Below are 22,271 nucleotides of genomic sequence, written 5' to 3'. Positions count from 1 at the left end.
TGATTTAAGCCATCACGGTTCCTCTCAGGGCAAGTCGTCTTTCCGGTTGGAGTGCAGCATGACGGTGTTCACACGTCGCAAACTTCTAAAGACCGCCGCGGTTGCCGGTGTCGGCGGGATCGGGCTTTCCGCCATGGGCAAACTCGGCAGCTGGGCGGCGCCGGAGCCGGTGGTGCTGAAGGCAGCGAGGATCGAGGCGAAGCTGATGGATGTCGGTTCAACCAGGGATGTGCTGACCTATGGTGTATCAGGCATGCCGCCAGTGCTCCGAATGAAGAAGGGCGAGCCCTTCGCGGCACGGCTGGTCAACGGCATCGACGATCCGACGACGATCCACTGGCATGGCATTCGCGTTCCCAACAAGATGGACGGCGTTCCCTTCCTGGTGCAGCCCTATGTCTATACCGGCGATCATTTCGATTACGCTTTCACGCCGCCCGATGCCGGCACCTTCTGGTATCACCCGCATTGCAACACGCTGATCCAGATGGGCCACGGCCTGACCGGCGTCATCGTGGTGGAGAACCCCAACGATCCGAAATTCGATGCCGAGGAGGTGATCAACCTGCGCGACTGGCGCCTCGGCGACGACGGCCAGTTCATCGATCCGTTCCGGCCGCGCGATGCCGCGAGAACCGGCACCTATGGCACGGTGCGCACCGCCAACTGGCTCGACCAGCCGTCCTATGATGCGCCGGCCGGAGGGCTGGTGCGGCTCAGGGTCGCCATCACCGACGTGACGCGCATCTATGCCTTTGTCGTCGAAGGCGCCGAGGCGACGGTGATTGCGCTCGACGGCAATCCGGTGCCGCAGCGTTTTGCGCCCGATGCCTTGTTGCTGGGACCCGGCCAGCGCATGGAGTTGGCCATTCGCATGCCCGATGATGAGGGGGCAATCGTCAGCCTGAGGGACGTCAGGGGCACCAAGCCCAAGGTGCTGGCGACCCTGCGCGGGGTCGGGCCTTCTCTCAAACGCGACCTTCGCGACCTTGCGCCGCTGGAGGCCAATCCGGTCGAGGAGGTGGATCTCGGCAGCGCCGAGCATATTTCCCTGGCGCTCAGCGCCACGGCGGAAAACGTCCCGAGCGACGGCATATGCGGTTCGCTTGGCTACAGTTTCTGGGCCATCAACAAAGTGCCATGGCCGGGCGATACGCCGGATCCGACGGCACCGCTGGCCGAACTGAAGCGCGGCAAGAGCTATGTCATCGACATGGAAAACCTGACGCCGCAATCGCATCCGATGCATCTGCACGGCATGAGCTTCAAGGTGCTGTCATCCTCGACGCGCCCGGTTCAGCCGGTCGTTTCCGACACCTATCTGATCCAGCCCAACGAGAAGGTTCAGCTGGGCTTCGTCGCCGACAATCAAGGCGACTGGCTGCTGCACTGTCACATCATCGAGCACCAGAAATCGGGCATGACGAGCTATATCAGGGTGGTGTGAGGGTGCGAATCCGGTCCGAGTCATGGTCGAACAGCGGGCTTTCCAAGCACGCACAGTGGGCAAAGGTTCGGTAAAATCCGCTGGTGGAGCTGAGGAGGATCGAACTCCTGACCTCGTCATTGCGAACGACGCGCTCTCCCAGCTGAGCTACAGCCCCGTCCAGCGGATGGCGCATTTATCGGGCGCGGCGGTTTTCTGTCAAGGCGGCGTTTTGGCGAAATGACCGGGCGCAGGCCCATCCCCTTTGGCACGCGGCACAAGCCGGCTCTTGCCGGTTTGGCGTGCAATGGCTACATGTCGCGCAATCAATGGAGCTTTGAATGGACGCGCTTATCGATACGCTGATCTACGCGCTCGAACTTTACTGGTGGGTGATCATCGCCGCGGCGATCTTCTCCTGGCTGTACGCCTTCAACGTCGTCAATTCGCGCAACCAGGTCGTCAACAACATAGGCGGCATGCTCTACCGGCTGACCGAGCCGGTCTTCCGCCCCATCCGACGCTTGCTGCCGGATCTCGGCGGCGTCGATATCTCGCCGATCATCGTGCTGCTGATCATCTTCTTCCTGGAACGGTTCCTGAACAGCACGGTAAGGTCGCTGTTCTACTGATCCGTGGAACCGACCGGATTTTTCAGAACTGGCCATAGTGGCATCGACCTGTTCGTGCGGCTGACGCCGAAGGCGGCGATGGACCGGCTTGAAGGCATCGAGACTGCTTCTGACGGGCGTAGCCATCTGAAAGCCCGCGTCCGTGCCGTGCCGGAAAACGGCGCCGCCAATCATGCGCTGGAAAAGCTGATCGCCAAGGCGCTGGGCATGCCGGCGTCGGCGGTCTCGGTTGTCGCCGGCGGCGCTTCGCGGCTGAAGACATTGCGGGTGCTTGGCGACCCGGTGGCGCTGGTGAAGAGTGTCGAGGCACTCGGCCGCCAGTCCTGACGGCCTCGTGGCAGATTCAATCCCCTAGGGGCAAACGCGGATCGTCGACCTTCAGCGTGTTTACGCTCTGCTTGATGCGGCGCAGGCTCTCCAGCACCTTTGGTCCGCGCGTTTCCGCGACCGAGGTGGCGATCATGTCGACGATCGCCAGAAGTGCATAGCGCGACGAGGTCGGCTTGTAGATGTTGCCGTCCTCGAGCGACTGCAGAAGGATCACCGTTTCGGCGGCCTTGGCGAGTGCGGAGTCGGGGGCGGTGATGGCGACGGTGGTGGCGCCATATTGCTGGGCGACCTGCACGGCCTCGATGACCGAGCGCGCATAGCCGGAGACCGAAAAGGCGACGAGCGTCGTCTCGGGCGTCGCCACGGCGGCATACATGCGCTGCAATTGCCCGTCGACCTGCGCCAACGCCGACAGGCCGAGCCGAAACAGCCGGTTCTGCATCTCTGTTGCCATCATCGAGGAAATGCCGCCGGAGCCGATGCACAGGATGTTGCCTGATGTGGCGATGCGCGCGGCAACGCCGACCAACACCTTCATGTCGAGATTTTCGCTGGCGCGCTGAATGGCTGCTATCGCGGCTTCGGTGATGGCGGATGCGATGCGTTGTTCGCGCACGTCGCGGTTCAGCGGCTCAGGCGACAGATACTGGCCGCCAATGGCGATGGCCTGCGCCAGGTAGAATTTGAAATCGCGCAAGCCCTCGCAGCCGAGGTTGCGGCAGAAGCGGGTCACCGTCGGCTCGCTGACGCCGACGCGCGCGGCAATCTCGGAGATCGCCGCCTTGGAGGCAAAGTCGAGATCGGAGAGCACGAGGCTGGCAAGCCGGCGGTCCGACTTGGTGCCGTCCTGCGACATCAATTGCAGGCGCGTGATGATGTCGGCCGGTGTTTTCATGCTTGTGTTTTCACAGGGGCAGGCCCGTTGCCGTGTCGAAGAGATGGATGTTGCCGGGATCGACCGAGACAGGCAACCGGTCGCCGGGCCTGATCTGCAACCTGTCGCGGAACACCGCCCGCACCGTGTCGCTGCCGATCGAGCCATAGACATGGGTTTCGGCGCCGGTCGGCTCGACGACGTCGACATTGATCGCCATCGCGTCGCTTTCGCCGCCAATGACGAAATGTTCGGGGCGGATACCGGCCTCGACCGCGGCGCCATCCGACACCGCCTTGCCGGCAAGCGCCAGGCGACCGCCGCCCGATGTCTCGAACCAGGCCTTGCTGGCCGTCGCTTTCAGCGCTCCGGAGACAAAGCTCATCGACGGTGAGCCGATGAAGCTGGCGACGAATTTGTTGGCCGGCCTGTCATAGAGTTCCAGCGGTGCGCCGACCTGCTGGATGCGACCGCGGTCCATCACCACGATGCGGTCGGCCATGGTCATGGCTTCGATCTGGTCATGGGTGACATAGACGATCGTCGATTTCAGCCGCTGGTGCAGCGCCTTGATCTCGGTGCGCATCTGCACGCGCAATTGCGCGTCGAGATTGGACAGCGGCTCGTCGAATAGGAAGACCGAGGGTTCGCGCACGATGGCGCGGCCCATGGCGACGCGCTGGCGCTGGCCGCCGGACAATTCCCTGGGATAGCGGTCGAGATAGGAGAACAGATTGAGGACGCCGGAGGCTTTCTTGACCTTCTCGTCGATCACTGTCCGGGTCTCGCCGCGGATTTTTGGACCGAAGCCGATATTGTCCGCCGCCTTCAGATGCGGAAACAGCGCGTAGGACTGGAAGACCATGGCGATGTTGCGCTGCTGCGGCGGCAAATCGTTGGCGCGCACGCCGCCGATCAGCAAATCGCCGGAGGTGATCGTCTCCAACCCGGCCAGCATGCGCAGCAAGGTCGACTTGCCGCAACCCGAGGGGCCGACCAGCACGACGAACTCGCCGCTGTCGATCTCGAGGTTGATGTCTTCGAGAATCTTGTGCTGCCCGAAGGATTTCGACAGGCCGCGAAACTGGACATCGGTCATTCTCACGCCCCCAATATGTCGTCGATGAATGGCAGGCAGCCGGCGGTCAGCCCGGCATCCACGGGCATCACCACGCCTGTTATGCCCGATGCGCGGTCGGATGCAAGGAAAGCCACCGCTTCGGCGACCTCGGCGGCATTGACGATGCGGCCGAGCGGATAGAGCCGTTGCAGCTTGCCGAGGATTTCGGGGTCCTTGGCCAGGCGGTGGTCCCAGGCGGCGGTGCGGATCGAACCGGGGCAGACAACATTGGCGCGCAAGCCGCTGCGGCCAAGTTCCACCGCGATCGATTTTGCATAGGCATTGATGCCGGCCTTGGCCGCCGCATAGGCGGGGTTGCCGAAATGGGCGATGGCGTTGACCGAGGAGATGAAGACGACGTTGCCCGAGCCGTTTTTGGCCATCGCCTTGACCAGCGGATCGGCGAAAGTCATCACCCCGGTCAGATTGAGGCCCAGCTCGTGCTCAATCTTGGCTGCGGTCAGTGCCGGCAGCGTCTCGGCCCGTGTCCAGCCGGCATTGTTGATCAGGATATCGGGAACGCCATCCTTGTCGATGATCGCCGCTATCGCAGCCTCGATGGACGCCCGGTCGAGAAGGTCGAAGACGTGGCGCGAGGCAATGTGCGGGCTGGCCAAGGCCTCGCTCGACTGATCGCAGCCGACGACCCGCGCACCGCGTTCAGCGAGCACCGCCACGATCGCCGAGCCGAGGCCGCCGCCCGCACCGGTTACGACCACTGTCTTGCCTTCGAACTCGGCTCTCGAAACCACTCCGCGCTGCCCTCCAAGCCTTTGTCTCGTGCATGATAATAGGCAAAACGCTATTTTATGAAATGTAATTAAGCAACAGAATAATCTGCTTGCGAACCGCAAAATGATGGATAATGTAGGAAAGTCACATAAAGCTTGTGCCGCCGAATGGCGCAGAGCGCTATGCGCACATCAAATGGGAGAGATGGAATGAAGCTTGCAAATTGGACTGCCGGCCTGCTGGCCGGAATGAGCATGCTGGCGCTGGCGGCGCAGGCAGATGCCGGCGAAGTGCGCGTCACAGTTGCCGAATACAGCGCCAAGACCGGCCCCTATTTCGAAAGCGTCAAGAAGGAATTCGAGGCGGCGAACCCGGGCATCACGGTCAAGTTCGAGGTGGTGCCGTGGGAGGTTTTGCTGCAGAAGCTGACCACCGACATCACCGCCGGAACCAATGCGGACCTGTCGATCATCGGTACGCGCTGGCTGATCGATTTCGTCCAGCAGGATGTCGCCGAGCCGCTCGACGGCTACATCAAGCCCGACTTCAAGGACCGTTTCATAGACACCTTCATGTCGCCCTCGATCATGCAGGGCAAGACCTACGGCCTGCCGATCGCGGCGTCGGCGCGCGCCATGTACTACAACAAGGAATTGTTCGAGAAAGCCGGTATCGCCAAGCCGCCGGCCACCTGGACCGAACTGCAGGAAGACGCCCGCAAGATCAAGGCGCTCGGCTCCGGCACCTTCGGCTTCGGCCTGCAGGGCAAGGAGATCGAGACCGACGTTTATTACTACTATGCGATGTGGTCGCAGGGCACCGAGATCCTCAACAAGGACGGCACGTCGGGCCTCAGTACGCCGGGCGCGCTCGAAGCCGCCAAGCTCTACAAGTCGATGATCGACGAAGGCCTGACCGAGCCGGGCGTCACCTCCAACAACCGCGAGGACGTGCAGAACCTGTTCAAGCAGGGCAAGGTCGGCATGATGATCACCGCACCTTTCCTGTCCAACCAGATCAAGGACGAGGCGCCGAACCTGAAATACGGCGTGGCTGCCATTCCTGCCGGGCCGAGCGGCGCGCGCGGCACCTATGGCGTCACCGATTCCATCATCATGTTCAAGAACTCCAAGAACAAGGACGAGGCCTGGAAACTGCTCGACTTCCTGTTCACCACGGAGCAGCGCGCCAAGTTCACGCAAGGCGAAGGTTTCCTGCCGGTGAACAAGGAAGAAGCCAAGATGGACTACTACGTCAACAATGCCGACCTCGCCGCCTTCACAGCCCTGCTGCCCGATGCCCGCTTCGCACCGGTCATCCCGGGCTGGGAGGAGGTCGCCCAGATCACGTCGGATGCCATGCAGAAGATCTATCTCGGCGGCGACCCCGAGGCAGGCCTTAAGGAAGCGGCTGACAAGGCCAACGCGGTGCTGAAGAAATAGGGCGTTTTCTCCCGACGCCCGGCGCGCCCCGCCCCCACCCTCAATCGGGGCGCGCCACCACTTTTCCAGGTTCAGACAAAGGGATGAATTGCAGATGTCAGTGCTGCCCCTCATTGCCCTGCCGGGCATTTCTCCCCGTATAGTGACGGGGAGAAAGGGGCGGGCCGCAACCTCTCGCATTTCTTGCAACGTCGAAGATTGGCGAAACCATTGATGAGAGCGCCCCTCTCCCCGTCACTATACGGGGAGAGGATGCCGGCAGGCAGGTGAGGGGCAGCGCAGACGTCCGAAGGAAATTCAAATCCTGAGGCGCTGCTCTAGACCGAGACGAACATGCGAGATTGAGCCAAGCTGGCACGCCAGCGCCACTGATGTCCAACACGGTACAAAACCGGCCGATGCAAAATCGCTTCCTGCCCTATCTCCTGACGTTGCCCAGCCTGTTCCTGGCGGCGGTCGTCATCTTCTGGCCGGTCTGGGACCTGATCCAGATCTCGACGCATGATGTCAGCCGCTTCGGCCAGCTGCGCGACTACAACAATTTTGCCAACTACCACGCCTTCCTGACCGATCCCGATTTCATGGCGGCGCTCTGGCGCACCGGTCTGTGGACGGTGCTGGTCGTCGGTGGCGCGCTTTTGCTGTCCATACCGGTGGCGATGATCCTCAACACCGATTTCTACGGTCGCGGCATTGCCCGCGTCATCATCATGCTGCCCTGGGCGGTATCGCTGACGATGACGGCGGTGGTCTGGCGCTGGGCGCTGAACGGCGAAAGCGGCATGCTGAATTCAGCGTTGCTCGGGCTCGGTCTGATCCATGAAAACATCCAGTGGCTGGCACGCGCCGAGACCGCCTTTCCGATGCAGGTGCTGATCGGCATTCTGGTGACGGTGCCATTCACGACGACGATCTTCCTTGGCGGCCTGTCGTCGATATCGGACGACCTTTACGAGGCCGCCGCCCTCGAAGGGGCGACGCCACTGCAACAGTTTCGCGAAATCACCTTTCCGCTCTTAAAACCGTTCATCAACATCGCCATCGTGCTCAACACGATCTACGTCTTCAATTCGTTCCCGATCATCTGGGTGATGACGCAAGGCGGGCCGGCCAACTCGACCGACATATTGGTCACCCACCTCTACAAACTGGCGTTCCGCATCGGCAAGCTCGGCGAGGCCTCGGCGGTGTCGCTGGTGATGTTCGCCATCCTGCTGGTCTTCACCATGATCTATGTCAGGCTGGCGATGCGGGAGCAGCGCACATGAAGAACGGCAAGCTGAAGCGTTCGATCATTGCCTGGCTGCTGCTGGCGCCACTGATCGTGGTGACGATCTTTCCCTTCGCCGTGATGTTCCTGACCGCGGTCAAGCCACGGCAGGAAGTGCTGTCGCCGACCTGGTGGCCGAGCGAATTCCACTGGTCGAATTTCTCCGACATGTGGGTGGCCACCGGTTTCGGCCAGGCGCTCGCCAACTCGCTCTATGTCTCGGTCATCGCCACCGTCGGCGCCATCCTGATCTCGGTTCCCGCCGCCTACGCTATGTCGCGCTTTCGCTTTGCCGGCTACGGTGCCTTCCGCCAGTTCCTGCTGGTCTCGCAGATGATCTCGCCGATCGTGCTGGTGCTCGGCCTGTTCCGGCTGATGGCCGCCTGGGGCCTGATCGAGAGCACGACGGCGCTCGGCTTCATCTACATGGCCTTCAACGTCGCCTTCACCGTGTGGATGCTGCAGAGCTATTTCGACACCATCCCGCGCGATCTCGAGGAAGCCGCCTGGATGGAGGGCGCCGGCCGCTGGCTGACCTTGCGCAAGGTGTTTTTGCCGCTCTGCCTGCCGGCGATCGCGGTCACCGCCATCTTCACCTTCATCAATGCCTGGAACGAGTTCGTCGTCGCGCTGACCATGCTGCGCAGCCAGGAAAGCTACACGCTGCCGATCCAGGTGTTTTCGCTGGTCGCCGGCCGCTACACGATCGAGTGGCACCACGTCATGGCCGCCACGCTGCTGGCGACCTTGCCGGTGGCGATCCTGTTCATCTGGCTGCAGCGCTACCTCGTGCGGGGACTGGCGCTCGGAGCCGTCAAATAGCCGTCTTTCACTGCGGAGCTTTCATGCGCATCTTCACCGCCTCGCTGGCGACGGAAACCAACACCTTTTCGCCAGTGCCGACCGACCGGGCCTCGTTCGACATGGCCTTCTATGCCGGGCCGGGCAAGCATCCGGAAACGCCGACGCTGTGCTCCTCGCCGATCGTTGCCTTGCGCCGGCGGGCGGCCAAGGAAGGGCTCACCGTCATCGAAGGCACCGCCACCTGGGCCGAGCCGGGCGGCCTGGTGCAGCGGCAGACTTTTGAGGCGCTGCGCGACGAGATTCTCGGCCAGTTGCAGGCAGCCCTGCCGGTCGACGCGGTCATCCTCGGTCTGCATGGCGCCATGGTGGCGCAAGGCTATGACGATTGCGAAGGCGACCTGCTCGAACGCGTCCGCGCCATGGTCGGATCTGACGTGGTGATCGCGGCGGAACTCGACCCGCACAGCCATCTGACGCCGAAGCGGGTGGCGGCGTCCGACATTCTCGCCTACTTCCTCGAGTTCCCGCACACCGACTTTTATGAGCGCGGCGAACATGTCGTCGAACTTGGACTGGCCGCGGCGCGCGGCGAGATCAAACCCGTCATCTCGACCTTCGACTGCCGCATGATCCAGGTGCTGCCGACCAGCCGCGAGCCGATGCGCTCCTTCGTCGACCGCATCAACGCGCTGCAGGGCAAGGATGGCGTGCTGTCGATCTCCGTCATCCATGGCTTCATGGCCGCCGACGTGGCGGAAGTGGGCACGCGCATCCTCGTTGTCACCGACAATGACAAGGAGAAGGGCGACGCGCTGGCGGAGAGGCTGGGGCGCGAGCTCTACGCGATGCGCAAAGAGACGGCGATGACGATGCTGAGTACTTCCGACGGCATCGAGCGGGCGCTGGCCGTGCGCGCGCAAAATCCGGCCAGGCCGGTGGTCATCGCCGATATCTGGGACAATCCGGGTGGCGGCGTCGCCGGCGACGGTACCGTCGTGCTGCGAGCCATGATGGAACGCGGCTTGAGCAATATCGGCGTGGCGACGATCTGGGATCCGATCGCGGTGACCTTCTGTCAGGCTGCCGGCGAGGGCGCCGTCATCGATTTGCGCTTCGGCGGCAAAGCCGGACCGCTCGCCGGCGAACCGATCGACGCCCGCGTGCGGGTGCTGAAAGCGGTCACCGAGGGCTGGCAGAGCTTTGGGCCGAGCCGCGTCACGCTCGGCCCGACGGCGCTGGTGCGCATCGAAGGCACCGAAATCGACATCATCCTCAACACCAACCGCACGCAGACCTTCGAGCCGGACATCTTTTCCAATATCGGCGTCGATCCGTTGGCCAAGGACATATTGTTGGTCAAGTCGACCAACCATTTCTACGCCGGCTTCGAACCGATCGCGGCGGAGATCATCTATGTCTCGGCGCCGAGTTCATATCCGAGCGATCCAGCAGTGACCAATTATACGAAGCTGACGCGGCCGATCTGGCCGCGGGTGGCGGATCCGTGGAAGCAGCCAATCTCCCCCCTTGTGGGGGAGATGCCCGGCAGGGCAGAGGGGGGCGCGAAGGATCGCGGCGCTTCTTCGTCATAAGACGCTCAAAGGCAAGTCGGACGGCGCAATTGCGGTCCACTGACAGGCTGGCGGGACAGCGCCCCCCTCTGGCCTGCCGGCCATCTCCCCCACAAGGGGGGAGATTGGCTAATCACACCAGCCCGCGCTTCACCATCATCGCTTCCGGCGAAGGCATCTTGCCGCGAAACGCCGTGTAGAGCTCTTCCGGGTCCTTCGAGCCCCCGGCGGCATAGATGTTCTTGCGCAGCCGCTCGGCCAGTACCGGATTGAAGGGATCACCCGTCTCCTCGAAAGCGGCGAAGGCGTCGGCGTCGAGCACTTCCGACCACATGTAGGAATAGTAGCCGGCCGAATAGCCGTCGCCGGAAAAGACATGGCCGAAATGCGGGGTGCGGTGGCGCATGGCGATGGTGTCTGGCATATCGAGCTTGTCGAGCGTTTCGGTTTCGAAACGAAGCGGCTCTTCCGGACCATTCGGCCGCGCATGATAGGCCATGTCGACCAGCGCCGAGGCGGTGAATTCGACCGTGGCGAAGCCGGCGCCGAAGGTCCGCGCCGCCAGCATCTTGTCGAGCAGCGCTTTTGGCATCGGCTTGCCGGTCTTGACATGCAGTGCATGCTTTTCCAGCACCGCGGGCACGGTCAACCAATGCTCGTAAAGCTGCGAGGGCAGTTCGACGAAATCGCGGCTGACCGAGGTGCCGGCGACGGACGGCCAGGTGACGTCGGTCAACATGCCGTGCAGCGCATGGCCGAATTCGTGGAACAAGGTCTTGGCCTCGTCGACCGAAAGCAGCGCCGGCTCTCCCACCGGCGGTTTGGCAAAGTTCATGATGTTGTAGATCACCGGCTTCGAGCCGTGGCCGAGATGATAGCCGGATTGGAGCGCGCTCATCCAGGCGCCGGAGCGTTTTGAGGGCCGGGCGAAATAGTCGGCGAGGAACAGGCCGCGCTCGATGCCATCGGCGTTTTTCACCACGAAAACGCGGGCGTCGGGATGCCAGGCGGCAATGCCTTTTTTCTCTTCGAAAGTGATGCCGAACAGCCGCGTCGCCACGTCGAAACAGGCGTCGATGATGCGCTCGAGCTGCAGATAGGGTTTCAGCTCGGCCTCGTCGAAGGCGAATTTCTCGGCCCGCAGTTTCTCTTGGTAGAAGCGCCAGTCCCAGGCGGCGAATTGTTCGTTGCTGCCGGCAGCGGTCGCCAGCCGCTGGAGTTCGGTCTGGTCGGCGGCGGCCTTCTCCAACGCTTTTTCCCAGACAGGATCGAGCAGCGCGTGCACCGCCTTCGGCGTCTTGGCCATGGTGTCGTCGAGCTTCAGGGCGGCGAAGGATGCGTAGCCGAGCAGCCTTGCCTTTTCGGCGCGCAGCTTCAGCATGTCGCGCACCACTGATGTGTTGTCGGTGGCGCCGCCATTCTGGCCACGCATGGTGAAGGCGCGGAAGGCGGTCTCGCGCAGGTCGCGGCGTTCGGAGAAGGTCGAGAACGGCTCGTAGATCGAGCGCGACAGAGTGACGGCGTAGCGGCCTTTCTGGCCGCGCATCTCGGCGGCTTCGGCCATCGAGCTCTTGACGAAGTCGGGCAGGCCGGCAAGGTCTGATATGTCGAGGAACAGTGCCCAGTCGCGCTCGTCGGCAAGCACGTTCTGCCCGAAATTGGTGCCGAGCGACGACAATTCCTCGCTGATGCCGGCGAGCCGCTTCTTGCCGTCGGCGTCGAGCTTGGCGCCCGAGCGGACAAAACCTTTCCAGGTCTTTTCCAGCACCCGCAACGTCTCGGCGTCGAGCTTCAGGGTTTCGCGGCGCTGGTAGAGGTCGTCGATGCGGGCAAACAGCCTTTCGTTCATCGAGATCGCCGAAAAATGCCTGGACATTTTTGGCGAAATGTCGCGCTCCAGCGCTTGGATCGCCTCGTTGGTGTGGGCGCCGGCCCGGCACCAGAAAATCGACGAGATACGGTCGAGCGCCTCGCCGCCAAGTTCCAGCGCTGCCAGCGTGTTGTCGATGGTCGGCGCGTCCGTGTTGCCTGATATCGCTTCGATCTCGGCCTCATGCGCCTTCAGCGCGGCGTCGAAGACGGGTGCGAAATCATCGTCGCCGATACGAGAGAAATCGGGCAGGCCGAGCGGCCCTTGCCAGGCGGTCAGCGGATGGGCGGCGAGGTCAAGGCTTTTGGTGGAGGGCATGGAGATCCTTCGCGATTGGCGGCAAGGAGGAGGGCGAGATGATCACCGATGTAGGGCGCGACTCCTTCGCGCGCAACACCGTGGTCAGTCAGGTTTTCGTCAGTAGCCCTCGCAGCTTTCGGCGAGCGCGGCTTGCGAGCTGGCGGTGATGCGGTTGCCGGAGATGGCGAAGGTTTCCTGCATCAGCATGTCGTTGCTGGGGAAATCATAGCAAGCGATCACCGAGGTAACGCCGGCCTCGGTCTTCTCGACCCGATGCCGGATCGCCGCACCGGCGACGGCGCTTTGCCAGTCGTCGATGGAGGCGATGAATTCCTGTTTGTTCTGGACGATGCCGAGGTCGTCGAGCTTGATCTGGACGTCGTCGGCAAGCAGGTCCGACAGTTCGGTGCGGTCGGCGACCAGCAGCGCCGAATACCAGCGGTCGATGATGGCGCCCTCATCGGCGCGGGCGGAGACGATCGAAAACAGCAGCGCGGCAAAAGCGAAAGCGATCGACCGGCGTTTCAGCGTCATGGGCCGCCCCCTTACGAGAGTTCCGGCCGCTCGAAGTCACCGGTCTCCTTGTTCATCACCCAAAGCTCGCCGGTCGAGATGTCGAACCAGGCGCCGTGCAGCGCTAGCCGTCCCTTGCCCTCGAGGATGGAGACGCAAGGGAAGGTCCGGAGATTGGCAATGGAGTAGCGGATCGAGATGCGCTCCAGCGCCGTCTGCCGCTCGGTGGCCGTCATCAAGGTGCTGGAGGCCACGGTTTCGGCCGCCGGCGCGATCAGGCTCATCCACTTGCCGATGAAGTCGCCGGGCGACAAAGGGGCCGAGGTGGTGTCGAGCGCGGCGCGGATGCCGCCGCAGCGGCCGTGGCCCATGACCACAATGTTCTTCACTTTGAGGCTCTGCACGGCGAATTCGAGGGCGGCCGAGGTCGAGTGGAACTGGCCGTCGGGCGCATAGGGCGGCACCAGATTGCCGACATTGCGCAGCACGAAGAGTTCGCCTGGCCCGGCGTCGAAGATCGCTTCGGGGGCTGCGCGGGAATCGCAGCAAGCGACGATCATGGTTTCCGGCGCCTGGCCTTCGCGGGCCAGCGCACGATAGCGGCCGCTTTCGGTGAGATAGCGGCCACTCATGAAGTTGCGATAGCCGGCGAGAAGGTGATCGGGGAGATGGGGCATGGGCGGGGCGGGAGCCTTTCCGGGTTGGAGGCGGCAGCTCGTTTTCAGTTTAGAATGGCTCTAACGGCAAAACGGTGCCGCGAGCAATGCCGAATTGCGAAGCACCGGGTCGCAAGTGCCATGCAGCAAGCATGGCTCGGCCCGGACTGGGCGCATCCCGCTCACGCCCAGATAGCGACCGGAATGCCAAAACGGTCGGCGCGCGGCGGGTCCGGAAACGGCCTTGCCTGGCCCGCGGCGATGCGGCCGGCGATCAGCATCATCGCGGCCGCGTCGAGAAAATCATCGGCGGCGGCACCGCGCGGCGGCGCCTGGTCGAGAAAGGCCTTGTCATAGCCATGCCGGCACAGCAGCGCCTTGCGTTCTTCCATGCCGGCCGGATTGACGGCGCCCTTGATCTTCTTCGGCAAGGACATGGCCTGGTCGCCGTTCAGCCGGCAGAAGGCGACTTCCGGATGGGATTCGAAGACGCAGCGGCGCAGTTCTGGCCGCACGATCAGCAGGGTGTCGATCTCGCGGATCTTGGCAAAGATGCCAAAAGCCTGGATCGAAACGCCGCGCGGCGGGTCGGAGGTTGCCTTGGCCACCTCGCTCGCCCGGCGATGCGCGGCATACCAGGCTTCTATCGTGGTGAAGTCACCGGTATCGGCATAGAGCGCAGCGCGAGACGGAATTGAAAAGACGCTGGATTGCCTGTTGCCAAGCAGCGGCCGCACCAGCACCTCCGGTCCGCGCCCGCCTCTTTGTGAAAAATCCGGCAGCCCGATCGGCATGTCGACGGCCACCGTCGCATCGGCGGGCAGTGTGTCGAGCAGGGCAACGAAGCTTGGATAGACGGCAACCGACGGGGCAGAACCGGCATCGCGGCGGACGGCGATCCAGCCGGCCTTGCAGCCGTCGACGCCGACAAAAGTCACGCCCTCTTGTCCCGCCCCGGATGCAGGAGGTGGCGAAGCTGCACCATCGCCATCGGGTGCGACAGGCTCTGGGCATCGGTTTCGAGCTGCAATTCGTCGCCACCGCGCTTGGCGGTGCGCGCCAGGATCTCGTAGACCGCCGCCGTGGTCGACTGCAGCGCCTTGATCGCCGGCTGTCCGGACAGGATGCGGGCGAGATAGACAGCCGCCGTCAGGTCGCCAAGCCCGTTCGGCGGCTTGTCGATCAGCCGGTGTTCGGCAAGCAGCGCCTGGCTGCCGTTGATCAGCAGATTGCCGGTGCCGCCGGCCATCATCGCCGGCGCCGAGGTGACCAGCATGGTCGACGGCCCGGCATGCAGGGCGGCCGCCATCGCCGATTTCAGGTCGGGCAGCGGCGCACCGGCCATCCACTCCAGTTCGTAGCGGTTGGGCGTGGCGATGTCGGCAATCGGCATCAGCCGGTCACGCATGGCGATGGCCGTTGTTTCAGGCACGTAGAGTCCGCCCGAATCGCCCATCACCGGATCGCAGATATAGAGGGCGCCGGGCGTCCTGGCCTTGACCGTTGACACCAGCGAGGCGACGGCGTCGGCCTGGCCGGCCTCGCCGAGATAGCCCGACAGCAGGGCGCCGACCTCACCCAGCCATGGCGCGCGCTCGAGATCGGCCATCAGCGCCTTGAACTGGTCGAGTGGCGGCACGATGCGCGTCGCCCGCCCATGGCCGGGATGCCAGGGCAGGGTGACGGTCGGCACCGCCCATACCGGAAAGCCGAGCGTCTCCAGTGCAAAGACGGCGGCGCGGTTGCCGACCGAACCGCGGGCGACATGGCTGGAAATGACGATGACCGCGCGCGGCGCGTCGGGTTTTTCACTGTTCATGGAATTCCTAGCTGCCCCGGGTGACGTAGTACACGAGCCAGATCAACAGGCCGATGGCGATGAGGAGGCCGAGCACCCGGCCGATGCGGGTGCCCCAAACCTCGATCGGGTCCGACCGGTCGGCGTCGACCGCGGTGACGTGGTCGCGTGCGCCCTTGGCGGTCCGCGCGATGAACGAGGTGCCACCCGGATCGGTCTCGCGCGCCACGCGCTCGATAATGCGGCGCGATTCGCTGTCATTGTCGTGGCGTTCCGCCATGATGCTGTCCTGTTTGACGGCGAGCTTAGCGTGTTCGCGCGGCCAATCACAGGGCCTCGCGCGGGGATGACAGCGCGCCAGAACTGCGAGCCTGCGGGCGAGGAAATGCTTTCCCGCCGGGCGAGAAAATGCTTTCCCGCCGGGGTCATTTTCTTGGCGGCGGATTGTGGTAATGCTGCGCATGCAACTTCTACTGAGGGATCCTAACATGTTTGCCCAACGCCTTTCCTCACCGTTCCGGACCTTGCCCGCCTTCCTGATGATGGCCATCGTGCTGCCGCTGCTTGCCGGCTGCGGCTACAACACCATCCCGACGGCGGAGGAAAACGCCAAGGCAGCGTGGAGCGAGGTGCTGAACCAGTACCAGCGCCGCTCCGACCTGATCCCCAACCTGGTCGAGACGGTCAAGGGCTATGCAGCGCATGAGAAGGACACGCTGGACGCTGTGGTCGAAGCGCGGGCCAAGGCAACGCAGATCACGGTGACGCCGGAGACGCTGAAGGATCCCGAAGCCCTCAAGAAATTCCAGGATGCCCAGGCCGGACTGACCAGCGCGCTGTCGCGGCTGATCGCGGTATCGGAGGCCTATCCCGATCTGAAGGCCAACCAGAATTTCCTGGCGCTGCAGGCGCAGCTTGAAGGCACCGAGAACCGCATCGCGGTGGCAAGGCGCGACTACATCCTGGCGGTCAAGGACTACAATCTGACGCTGAAGACCTTCCCTTCGGTACTGTGGGCGACCTTCTGGTTCCGCAGCAATGAGCCGTACGCCAACTTCACCGTCGATGAAGACAAGATGCAGCTGCCGAAGGTCGATTTCGGCACGAAGCAGGGCGGGTGATCGGCGAAGCCGGTTAAACAGCTTTTGCGATCAAGACGGGCCGCTGGCGTGTCCACACCCCCCTCTGTCCTGCCGGACATCTCCCCCTCAAGGGGGGAGATCAGCAGTTCCTTTGCCGGCATCTCTCTTGCAGCATTGAAAATTTTCGAAAAGGCAAATGACATCCAATCTCCCCCCTTGAGGGGGAGATGTCCGGCAGGACAGAGGGGGGCGCGAAGGATCGCCAGCCTCACCTTGCTATCCGTCATTCTGAGCTTTCTCTTCCTCCCGCTCGCCGCCTTCGCCGCCGATCTCCCCGCCCTCACCGGCCGCGTCGTCGACAATGCCGGCATCATCGATGCCGGCACCAGAGCTGCGCTGACGCAGAAGCTCGCGGCCTTCGAAGCAAAAGGCTCGGACCAGATCGTCGTCGCGACGATACCCAGTCTCGAGGGCGAAGAGATCGAACCCTACGCCAACCGGCTGTTTCGCTTCTGGAAACTCGGCCAGGCAAAGGAGAACAACGGTGTGCTGCTGCTGGTCGCGCCGAACGACCGCAAGATGCGCATCGAGGTCGGCTATGGGCTGGAAGGCACGCTGACCGACCTGCACACCAAGCTGATCATCGAAAACGACATGGTGCCGGCTTTTCGCGCCGGCGATTTTTCCGGCGGCATCAGCAAGGCCGTCGACGACATGGTGATGGTGCTGGAAGGCAATCCGGAGGAGCTGGAGGCGCGCGGCAAGCGCAATGAGCAACCGCCCGTCGACATGGACAATCTGTTCTTTGGCGTCTTCATAAGCATCTGGGCGATCATCTTCTTCGGCGGCATGGCGGCCTCCATCCTGCCGCCGATTTTTGGCCAGAGGCTCGGACCCGGCCGCTATCGCTGGCTTGGCATGACTTTCGAGCCGGGCAAGCGCTCGTCGAGCGGCGGGTCTTCGGGCGGCGGCTGGTCGTCCGGCTCAAGCGGTGGTGGCAGCTTTTCCGGCGGCGGCGGCTCGTCCGGCGGCGGCGGTTCCTCGGGAAGCTGGTGACATGACCACAGGCATCATCAATTCCTGGCATGGCCGTTTCGTCACCGGCGCGTTGTTGACCCTGGCGGTGTTGTTCGCCGGCTTCGCGGCGCTGGCGGCGGAGCTGCCCGCACTCACCGGGCGGGTGGTCGACAATGCCGGCATCATCGACACCGCGACCGAGGCGGCGCTCACCCGGAAGCTCCAGGATTTCGAGACCAAAGGTTCCGACCAGATCGTCGTCGCCACGATCAACAGTCTCGACGGCGAGGAGATCGAGCCCTATGCCACCCGGCTGTTCCATCACTGGAAGCTCGGCCAGGTCGGCAGGAACAATGGCGTGCTTCTGCTGGTGGCCAAGAGCGACCGCAAGATGCGCATCGAGGTCGGCTATGGGCTGGAAGGCGCGCTGACCAACCAGGACGCCACACGGATCATTGAAGATGACATGGTGCCGGCGTTCCGCGCCGGCGATTTCTCCGGCGGCATTTCCCAAGCGGTTGATGACATGATCACGGTGATCGGGGACAGTCATGGCACTTGAGGGACCTGGCCACCGCATGACAGGACGCGTCTTCAATCCGCCAAAACCCGGCCGCGCCGCCGCGACCGTCGGCATTGCCCTGCTGGCCACGGTTGCAATGCTGTTCGCGGCCCTTGCCGCCGACCTGCCGGCTCTCACCGGTCGCGTCGTCGACAATGCCAACATCCTCGATGCCGGCACCAGAGCAGCGCTGACGCAGAAGCTGGCGGATTTCGAGAAAAAGGGCTCGGACCAGATCGTCGTCGCTACGATATCCAGTCTCGATGGCGAAGAGATCGAGCCCTACGCCAACCGGCTGTTCCGTTTCTGGAAGCTCGGCCAGACCGGCGAAAACAATGGCGTGCTATTGCTGGTGGCCAAGAACGACCGCAAGATGCGCATCGAGGTCGGCTACGGGCTGGAAGGCACGCTGACCGACCTGCACACCAAGCTGATCATCGAAAACGACATGGTGCCGGCCTTCCGTGCCGGCGATTTTTCCGGCGGCATCAGCAAGGCCGTCGACGACATGGTCATGGTGCTGGAAGGCAATCCGGAGGAGCTGGAGGCGCGCGGCAAGCGCAACCCAGCCGACGACAGCACGCCGCTCGATCCCATCGTCACGGTGTTCCTCATCCTGTGGGGGACGATGTTCTTCGGCGGTTTGGCGATGGCGTTCCTGCCACCGATGTTCGGCACCAAGCTGTCACCGGGCGTGTACAAATGGCTGGGCATGACGTTTCGCTACGGCCAGGGGCCGAGGGGGTCGTCCTCGGGCAGCAGCTGGACATCGGGGTCGTCGTCAAGCAGCGGCTGGTCGTCGGGCAGTTCCGGCAGCAGCTGGTCGTCGGGCTCGAGCAGCGGCGGCGGGTTTTCAGGCGGCGGCGGCTCGTCCGGCGGCGGTGGTTCTTCAGGGAGCTGGTGAGACAGATCATGGCAACACGACCGATCAGCCCGCAAGATCATGAGCGCATCGCCAGCGCGATCCGCGCTGCCGAATCAAAAACCGACGGCGAGATCTACTGCGTCGTGGCGCATGCCAGCGACGGCTATTTCTTCCCGGCCGCCTTCATGGCGACGCTGGGCATGCTCATCGTCAGTCTTGCCGTCGGCTACGGGCTGGAAGCCTGGTGGCTGACAATCCGTCTGCCGCATTTCGTCATCGCCCAGCTTCTGGCACTGGCCAGCGTGCTCATCCTTTTGTGGGCGGTGCCCGGCTTGCGCATTCACCTTGTGCCGCGGCGGCTGCGCTACCAGGCGGCGCACACGAATGCGATCAAACAGTTCCTGGCGCGCAACGTTCACCGCACCACAGCGCGCACCGGCGTGCTGGTGTTCGTCTCGATCGCGGAGCGCTATGCCGAAGTGGTTGCCGACAGCGGCATCAATGCCAAGGTCGGCCAGCATGTCTGGGACGGTGTCATCCGCGACCTGACCGCGCATGCCGGCGACGACCGCCTGGCCGACGGCTTCGTCAAGGCGATCGAATCGGTCGGTGTCGTGCTGGCCGAGCATTTCCCGGTTTCGGCCGCCGATGCCAATGAGCTTGACGATCACCTGGTCGAAATCTGAGAGGCTGCCCGTAAACGCACCTCTGCCGGACACCTGACGCGATTTTCTGCGCTTCCGATGCTCACGGACCAAAAAGTCCGCTGCGCTTCGGTTCTCGAAAACCACGCCATCCGCCTCGGCAGAGCGCGTTTTCAGACAGGCTCTTCCTGCATCTAGATCGCTTGTGCGAAAGCGCATGAGCCGGCTTACCGGACTCTTGCAAATGGCCGATGCGGGTTTATGGTTAACAAATCATGAATACGCTGAGCATCGACATCCGAAAAGCCGAGCCGCGCGACGCCGGCGCCATCGCCGACGTGCACCAGCAAGCCTGGAACGGCGCTTATTCCGGCATCATTCCGCATCGCACGCTGACCTCGATGATCAACCGCCGCGGCGCCGACTGGTGGGCGAACGCCATTCGCCGCGCCGCCACAGTGCTGGTGGTCGAAATCGGCGGCAAGATTGCCGGCTACGCCACGATCGGCAAGAATCGCGCCCGCGAACTCAGGCAGCAGGGCGAGATTTACGAGCTTTATATGCGCCCAGAATATCAGGGCATCGGGCTTGGCAGCCGGCTGTTCAAGGCGGCACGCGCGCGGCTCGCCGATCACGGGCTGAAAGGCATGGTGGTGTGGGCGCTGGAAGACAATCAGAACGCGCTCGACTTCTACACCGGTGCCGGCGGCCGCGATGTCGCCGAAGGCGTCGAGATCTTCGAGCAGAAAGCGCTGAAGAAGGTCGCCTTCGTCTGGGAATAATCCCAGGCCTCCATGCCACTTCCGTCTTCGATCGTGCCCAGCACCATTCGCCGCATTGCGCCGCGCGGCAGCGCCAGCTATCGATCTCCCATCAAAAGAGGGACAAGCCATGCGCATTGAAGCCATCGCCATCGGAAAGAATCCGCCGGAGGACATCAACGTCATCATCGAAGTGCCGATCGGCGGCGAGCCGATCAAGTACGAGATGGACAAGGAAGCCGGCACGCTGTTTGTCGACCGCTTCCTGCACACTTCGATGCGCTATCCCGGCAATTACGGCTTCGTGCCGCACACGCTGTCGGGCGACGGCGACCCGATCGACGTGCTGGTCTGCAACACGCGCGCGCTGGTGCCGGGCTGCGTCATCAATGTGCGGCCGATCGGCGTGCTGGTGATGGAAGACAATGCCGGCCAGGACGAGAAGGTCATCGCCGTGCCTTCACCCAAGCTGACGCTGCGCTACGAAAACGTCACCGAATACACGCAGCTGCCTGACATCACCCGCCAGCAGGTGCAGCACTTTTTCGAGCACTACAAGGATCTCGAGCCCGGCAAATGGGTCAAGATCGAAGGCTGGCACGATTCCAAATATGCCAAGAAGATGATCGTCGACGCGATCGCGCGGGCCAAGGCGGCTAAACACGGCTGAGCCTCTACTGACCCTTCGCCTCGTACTGCCTAGGTGGCGAGGCCCCTCAGCTTCGTCATACCAGGGCGGAGCAGCCGCGAAGCGGCGTCGTGGAGACCCTGGTATCCATGCCGTTACGCCAGGTGAAGTGCGCAGCGGAACAGAATTCTGCACCGTTGCGGTGACGTTGAGGTCGCGGCATGGATCCCGGGGTCTGCGCTGCGTCGCTGCGCTCCTTGCTTCGCCCCAGGATGACGAAGTTTTGGGCGCCTCAGCCAATCTCCGCTGGGCTCAGTTATCCACTCTACCAAAGGCCGGCACGTTGCCGATGACGGTGTGCTTGTCCTTGCCGCAGGCGAAGGTCTTCGCCTTTTCGTCGGCCAGCTTGCGGGCCTGGTCGTTGGCGGCGGGATTGCCGGTGGCGAGCACCAGGGCGACCGTGCAGCCGTCGCGCGCGTCCATCTGGCCGACCTTGGCGACGAGCAGCACTTCGGTCGGCTTGTTCTCGTCGTCGGGATTGCTGATCGAGCGGCGGTGGATGGCGGCGAAGGGAATGGCGACATCGCCCTTGGTCTCGATGCGCCATTCGACCTTGGGCCCTGACGAGTTGAAGCCGGAAAAACTCTCCCAGACCGTCGTCATGTCACTGCTGGGCGGAAACCCATAGAACAGCGATTCACGGGCGTCGTCATAGGCGACCAACACGGGGTAGCCGCGATAGCCGGAGCAGGCGAGTTCGGCCCAGTCACCGTCGCCCTCCTCGGCTTGCGCGTAGGTGACGCAGTCCTCCTTCCAGTCGAGATCAGTGTAGGCGCTGGAAATGCCATCGGCATGTGCCGCCTGGCAGAGACCGACGAGGGCAAAAGAAGCAAGCAGCAGGGTGCGCATGTGGAATCCCCGTGGAGTTCGTTTCAGCCTATCGTCAAATTTTCGACAGGCCTAGCGCCCCATTCGCAAGGTTGGCGCCGCCCCTCATTGCCCCGCCGGGCATTTCTCCCCGTAAACGGGGAGAAAGAAGCTGGCCGCGCCGCCGGCGATACTCTTGCAACGCTGGTGATTGGAGAAATCATTGGTGAGAGCGCCCCTCGCCCCGTTTACGGGGAGAGGATGCCGGCAGGCAGGTGAGCAACCGTGCTTTCATATCGATGCGGGGTTCCAGGATTTGTTGGTACGCATCATGGCGTTGAGGGTGGTGATAAGCTTGCGCATGACGGCCACAATGGCGACCTTTGCTTCCTTGCCTTTGGCCCGTAGGCGCTGGCGAAAGGCGGCGAAGATGGGGTTATGCACTCCGGCGCTGAGCGCAGCCATGTAGAGGACGTTGCGGACCGACTCTCGACCACCTCGACCACC

23 protein-coding genes, 1 tRNA gene and 2 pseudogenes are annotated in these 22,271 nt (G+C 63.3%); 14 read left to right on the top strand and 12 right to left on the bottom strand.

The genetic code is table 11. The annotated features are described in order from the left end of the window. The first annotated feature begins 58 nt into the window (after positions 1-58). Positions 59-1,447: a multicopper oxidase family protein gene (locus AC1DXU_RS27035; RefSeq protein ID WP_477373917.1), complete on the top strand. Its 1,389-nt coding sequence runs from the start codon at positions 59-61 to the stop codon at positions 1,445-1,447. Between the two features lie 81 nt (positions 1,448-1,528). On the opposite strand, the gene AC1DXU_RS27030 is transcribed toward AC1DXU_RS27035, so the two are convergent. Next, positions 1,529-1,604, bottom strand: a tRNA-Ala gene (locus AC1DXU_RS27030). Between the two features lie 163 nt (positions 1,605-1,767). Here AC1DXU_RS27030 and AC1DXU_RS27025 point away from each other — a divergent pair. Together AC1DXU_RS27025 and AC1DXU_RS27020 are read left to right on the top strand one after the other, a co-directional pair. Then, positions 1,768-2,058 carry a YggT family protein gene (locus AC1DXU_RS27025; RefSeq protein WP_477319679.1) on the top strand — a complete coding sequence of 97 codons (291 nt, stop codon included), beginning with the start codon at positions 1,768-1,770 and terminating at the stop codon, positions 2,056-2,058. A 3-nt stretch (positions 2,059-2,061) separates the two neighbouring features. Further along, positions 2,062-2,385 carry a DUF167 family protein gene (locus tag AC1DXU_RS27020; protein ID WP_477373915.1) on the top strand — a complete coding sequence of 108 codons (324 nt, stop codon included), beginning with the start codon at positions 2,062-2,064 and terminating at the stop codon, positions 2,383-2,385. A 16-nt stretch (positions 2,386-2,401) separates the two neighbouring features. Here AC1DXU_RS27020 and AC1DXU_RS27015 read toward each other — a convergent pair whose 3' ends face one another. The 3 genes from AC1DXU_RS27015 to AC1DXU_RS27005 are packed head-to-tail and all read right to left on the bottom strand — an operon-like array spanning position 2,402 to position 5,134. Further along, positions 2,402-3,283, bottom strand: a complete 882-nt coding sequence (locus tag AC1DXU_RS27015) for a MurR/RpiR family transcriptional regulator (protein ID WP_477373913.1) — start codon at positions 3,281-3,283, stop codon at positions 2,402-2,404. A gap of 10 nt (positions 3,284-3,293) precedes the next feature. Beyond that, a complete protein-coding gene (locus AC1DXU_RS27010) occupies positions 3,294-4,361 on the bottom strand; it encodes an ABC transporter ATP-binding protein (protein WP_477373911.1) in 1,068 nt (355 codons plus the stop codon). A 2-nt stretch (positions 4,362-4,363) separates the two neighbouring features. Continuing rightward, positions 4,364-5,134, bottom strand: coding sequence for an SDR family oxidoreductase (locus tag AC1DXU_RS27005; RefSeq protein ID WP_477373909.1), 771 nt, complete (start codon positions 5,132-5,134; stop codon positions 4,364-4,366). Positions 5,135-5,323: 189 nt separating this feature from the next. Here AC1DXU_RS27005 and AC1DXU_RS27000 point away from each other — a divergent pair, with 189 nt between their 5' ends. The 4 genes from AC1DXU_RS27000 (at position 5,324) to AC1DXU_RS26985 (ending at position 10,222) form a co-directional block, all read left to right on the top strand. Next, the gene (locus AC1DXU_RS27000; protein WP_477373907.1) at positions 5,324-6,556 is read left to right on the top strand and encodes an ABC transporter substrate-binding protein; all 1,233 of its coding nucleotides are present in this window, start codon (positions 5,324-5,326) and stop codon (positions 6,554-6,556) included. Between the two features lie 398 nt (positions 6,557-6,954). Continuing rightward, positions 6,955-7,824: a carbohydrate ABC transporter permease gene (locus tag AC1DXU_RS26995; protein ID WP_477373905.1), complete on the top strand. Its 870-nt coding sequence runs from the start codon at positions 6,955-6,957 to the stop codon at positions 7,822-7,824. Continuing rightward, positions 7,821-8,648, top strand: a complete 828-nt coding sequence (locus AC1DXU_RS26990; protein WP_477373903.1) for a carbohydrate ABC transporter permease — start codon at positions 7,821-7,823, stop codon at positions 8,646-8,648. Before AC1DXU_RS26995 ends, AC1DXU_RS26990 begins: the two co-directional genes overlap by 4 nt. A 23-nt stretch (positions 8,649-8,671) precedes the next feature. Beyond that, positions 8,672-10,222 carry a M81 family metallopeptidase gene (locus AC1DXU_RS26985; RefSeq protein WP_477373901.1) on the top strand — a complete coding sequence of 517 codons (1,551 nt, stop codon included), beginning with the start codon at positions 8,672-8,674 and terminating at the stop codon, positions 10,220-10,222. 112 nt (positions 10,223-10,334) lie between these two features. Here the strand turns inward: AC1DXU_RS26985 and AC1DXU_RS26980 are convergent, their stop codons facing one another. The 6 genes from AC1DXU_RS26980 to AC1DXU_RS26955 form a co-directional block, all read right to left on the bottom strand. Continuing rightward, on the bottom strand, positions 10,335-12,389 hold the full coding sequence (locus tag AC1DXU_RS26980) for a M3 family metallopeptidase (RefSeq protein WP_477373899.1): 2,055 nt from the start codon (positions 12,387-12,389) through the stop codon (positions 10,335-10,337). 99 nt (positions 12,390-12,488) lie between these two features. Continuing rightward, entirely contained in the window at positions 12,489-12,905 is a 417-nt protein-coding gene (locus AC1DXU_RS26975; RefSeq protein WP_477319659.1) for a nuclear transport factor 2 family protein, read from the bottom strand. A gap of 11 nt (positions 12,906-12,916) precedes the next feature. After that, a complete protein-coding gene (locus AC1DXU_RS26970) occupies positions 12,917-13,561 on the bottom strand; it encodes a carbonic anhydrase (protein WP_477319657.1) in 645 nt (214 codons plus the stop codon). A 161-nt stretch (positions 13,562-13,722) separates the two neighbouring features. Then, positions 13,723-14,478, bottom strand: a complete 756-nt coding sequence (locus AC1DXU_RS26965; RefSeq protein ID WP_477373898.1) for a DUF429 domain-containing protein — start codon at positions 14,476-14,478, stop codon at positions 13,723-13,725. Next, on the bottom strand, positions 14,475-15,359 hold the full coding sequence (gene pdxY / locus AC1DXU_RS26960; RefSeq protein ID WP_477373896.1) for a pyridoxal kinase PdxY: 885 nt from the start codon (positions 15,357-15,359) through the stop codon (positions 14,475-14,477). Before pdxY ends, AC1DXU_RS26965 begins: the two co-directional genes overlap by 4 nt. A 7-nt stretch (positions 15,360-15,366) precedes the next feature. Next, complete coding sequence (locus tag AC1DXU_RS26955; protein WP_477373894.1) at positions 15,367-15,618, bottom strand: hypothetical protein; 252 nt, start codon at positions 15,616-15,618, stop codon at positions 15,367-15,369. Between the two features lie 208 nt (positions 15,619-15,826). Here AC1DXU_RS26955 and AC1DXU_RS26950 point away from each other — a divergent pair, with 208 nt between their 5' ends. From AC1DXU_RS26950 to ppa, 7 genes and pseudogenes are all read left to right on the top strand, one after another. After that, a complete protein-coding gene (locus AC1DXU_RS26950) occupies positions 15,827-16,459 on the top strand; it encodes a LemA family protein (RefSeq protein ID WP_477373892.1) in 633 nt (210 codons plus the stop codon). A 177-nt stretch (positions 16,460-16,636) separates the two neighbouring features. Next, positions 16,637-17,476: a TPM domain-containing protein gene (locus tag AC1DXU_RS26945; protein ID WP_477373890.1), complete on the top strand. Its 840-nt coding sequence runs from the start codon at positions 16,637-16,639 to the stop codon at positions 17,474-17,476. Position 17,477: 1 nt separating this feature from the next. Next, a pseudogene (locus tag AC1DXU_RS26940) lies at positions 17,478-17,978 on the top strand (TPM domain-containing protein); the annotation flags it as partial. A 37-nt stretch (positions 17,979-18,015) separates the two neighbouring features. Continuing rightward, positions 18,016-18,903, top strand: coding sequence for a TPM domain-containing protein (locus tag AC1DXU_RS26935; protein ID WP_477374134.1), 888 nt, complete (start codon positions 18,016-18,018; stop codon positions 18,901-18,903). Between the two features lie 8 nt (positions 18,904-18,911). Next, complete coding sequence (locus tag AC1DXU_RS26930) at positions 18,912-19,550, top strand: TPM domain-containing protein (protein ID WP_477373888.1); 639 nt, start codon at positions 18,912-18,914, stop codon at positions 19,548-19,550. 233 nt (positions 19,551-19,783) lie between these two features. After that, positions 19,784-20,290: an N-acetyltransferase family protein gene (locus tag AC1DXU_RS26925; protein ID WP_477373886.1), complete on the top strand. Its 507-nt coding sequence runs from the start codon at positions 19,784-19,786 to the stop codon at positions 20,288-20,290. Between the two features lie 109 nt (positions 20,291-20,399). Next, positions 20,400-20,939, top strand: coding sequence for an inorganic diphosphatase (ppa, locus tag AC1DXU_RS26920; protein ID WP_477319639.1), 540 nt, complete (start codon positions 20,400-20,402; stop codon positions 20,937-20,939). 270 nt (positions 20,940-21,209) lie between these two features. Here ppa and AC1DXU_RS26915 read toward each other — a convergent pair whose 3' ends face one another. Together AC1DXU_RS26915 and AC1DXU_RS26910 are read right to left on the bottom strand one after the other, a co-directional pair. Further along, on the bottom strand, positions 21,210-21,806 hold the full coding sequence (locus AC1DXU_RS26915; protein WP_477373884.1) for a hypothetical protein: 597 nt from the start codon (positions 21,804-21,806) through the stop codon (positions 21,210-21,212). Positions 21,807-22,055: 249 nt separating this feature from the next. Beyond that, positions 22,056-22,271 (bottom strand): annotated as a pseudogene (locus AC1DXU_RS26910) (IS110 family transposase); the annotation flags it as partial.

The organism is Mesorhizobium sp. P3_A10, from assembly GCF_056403175.1.
Note: the sequence above shows the minus strand (reverse complement) of the source record. Positions and strands in the feature narration are given on the sequence as shown.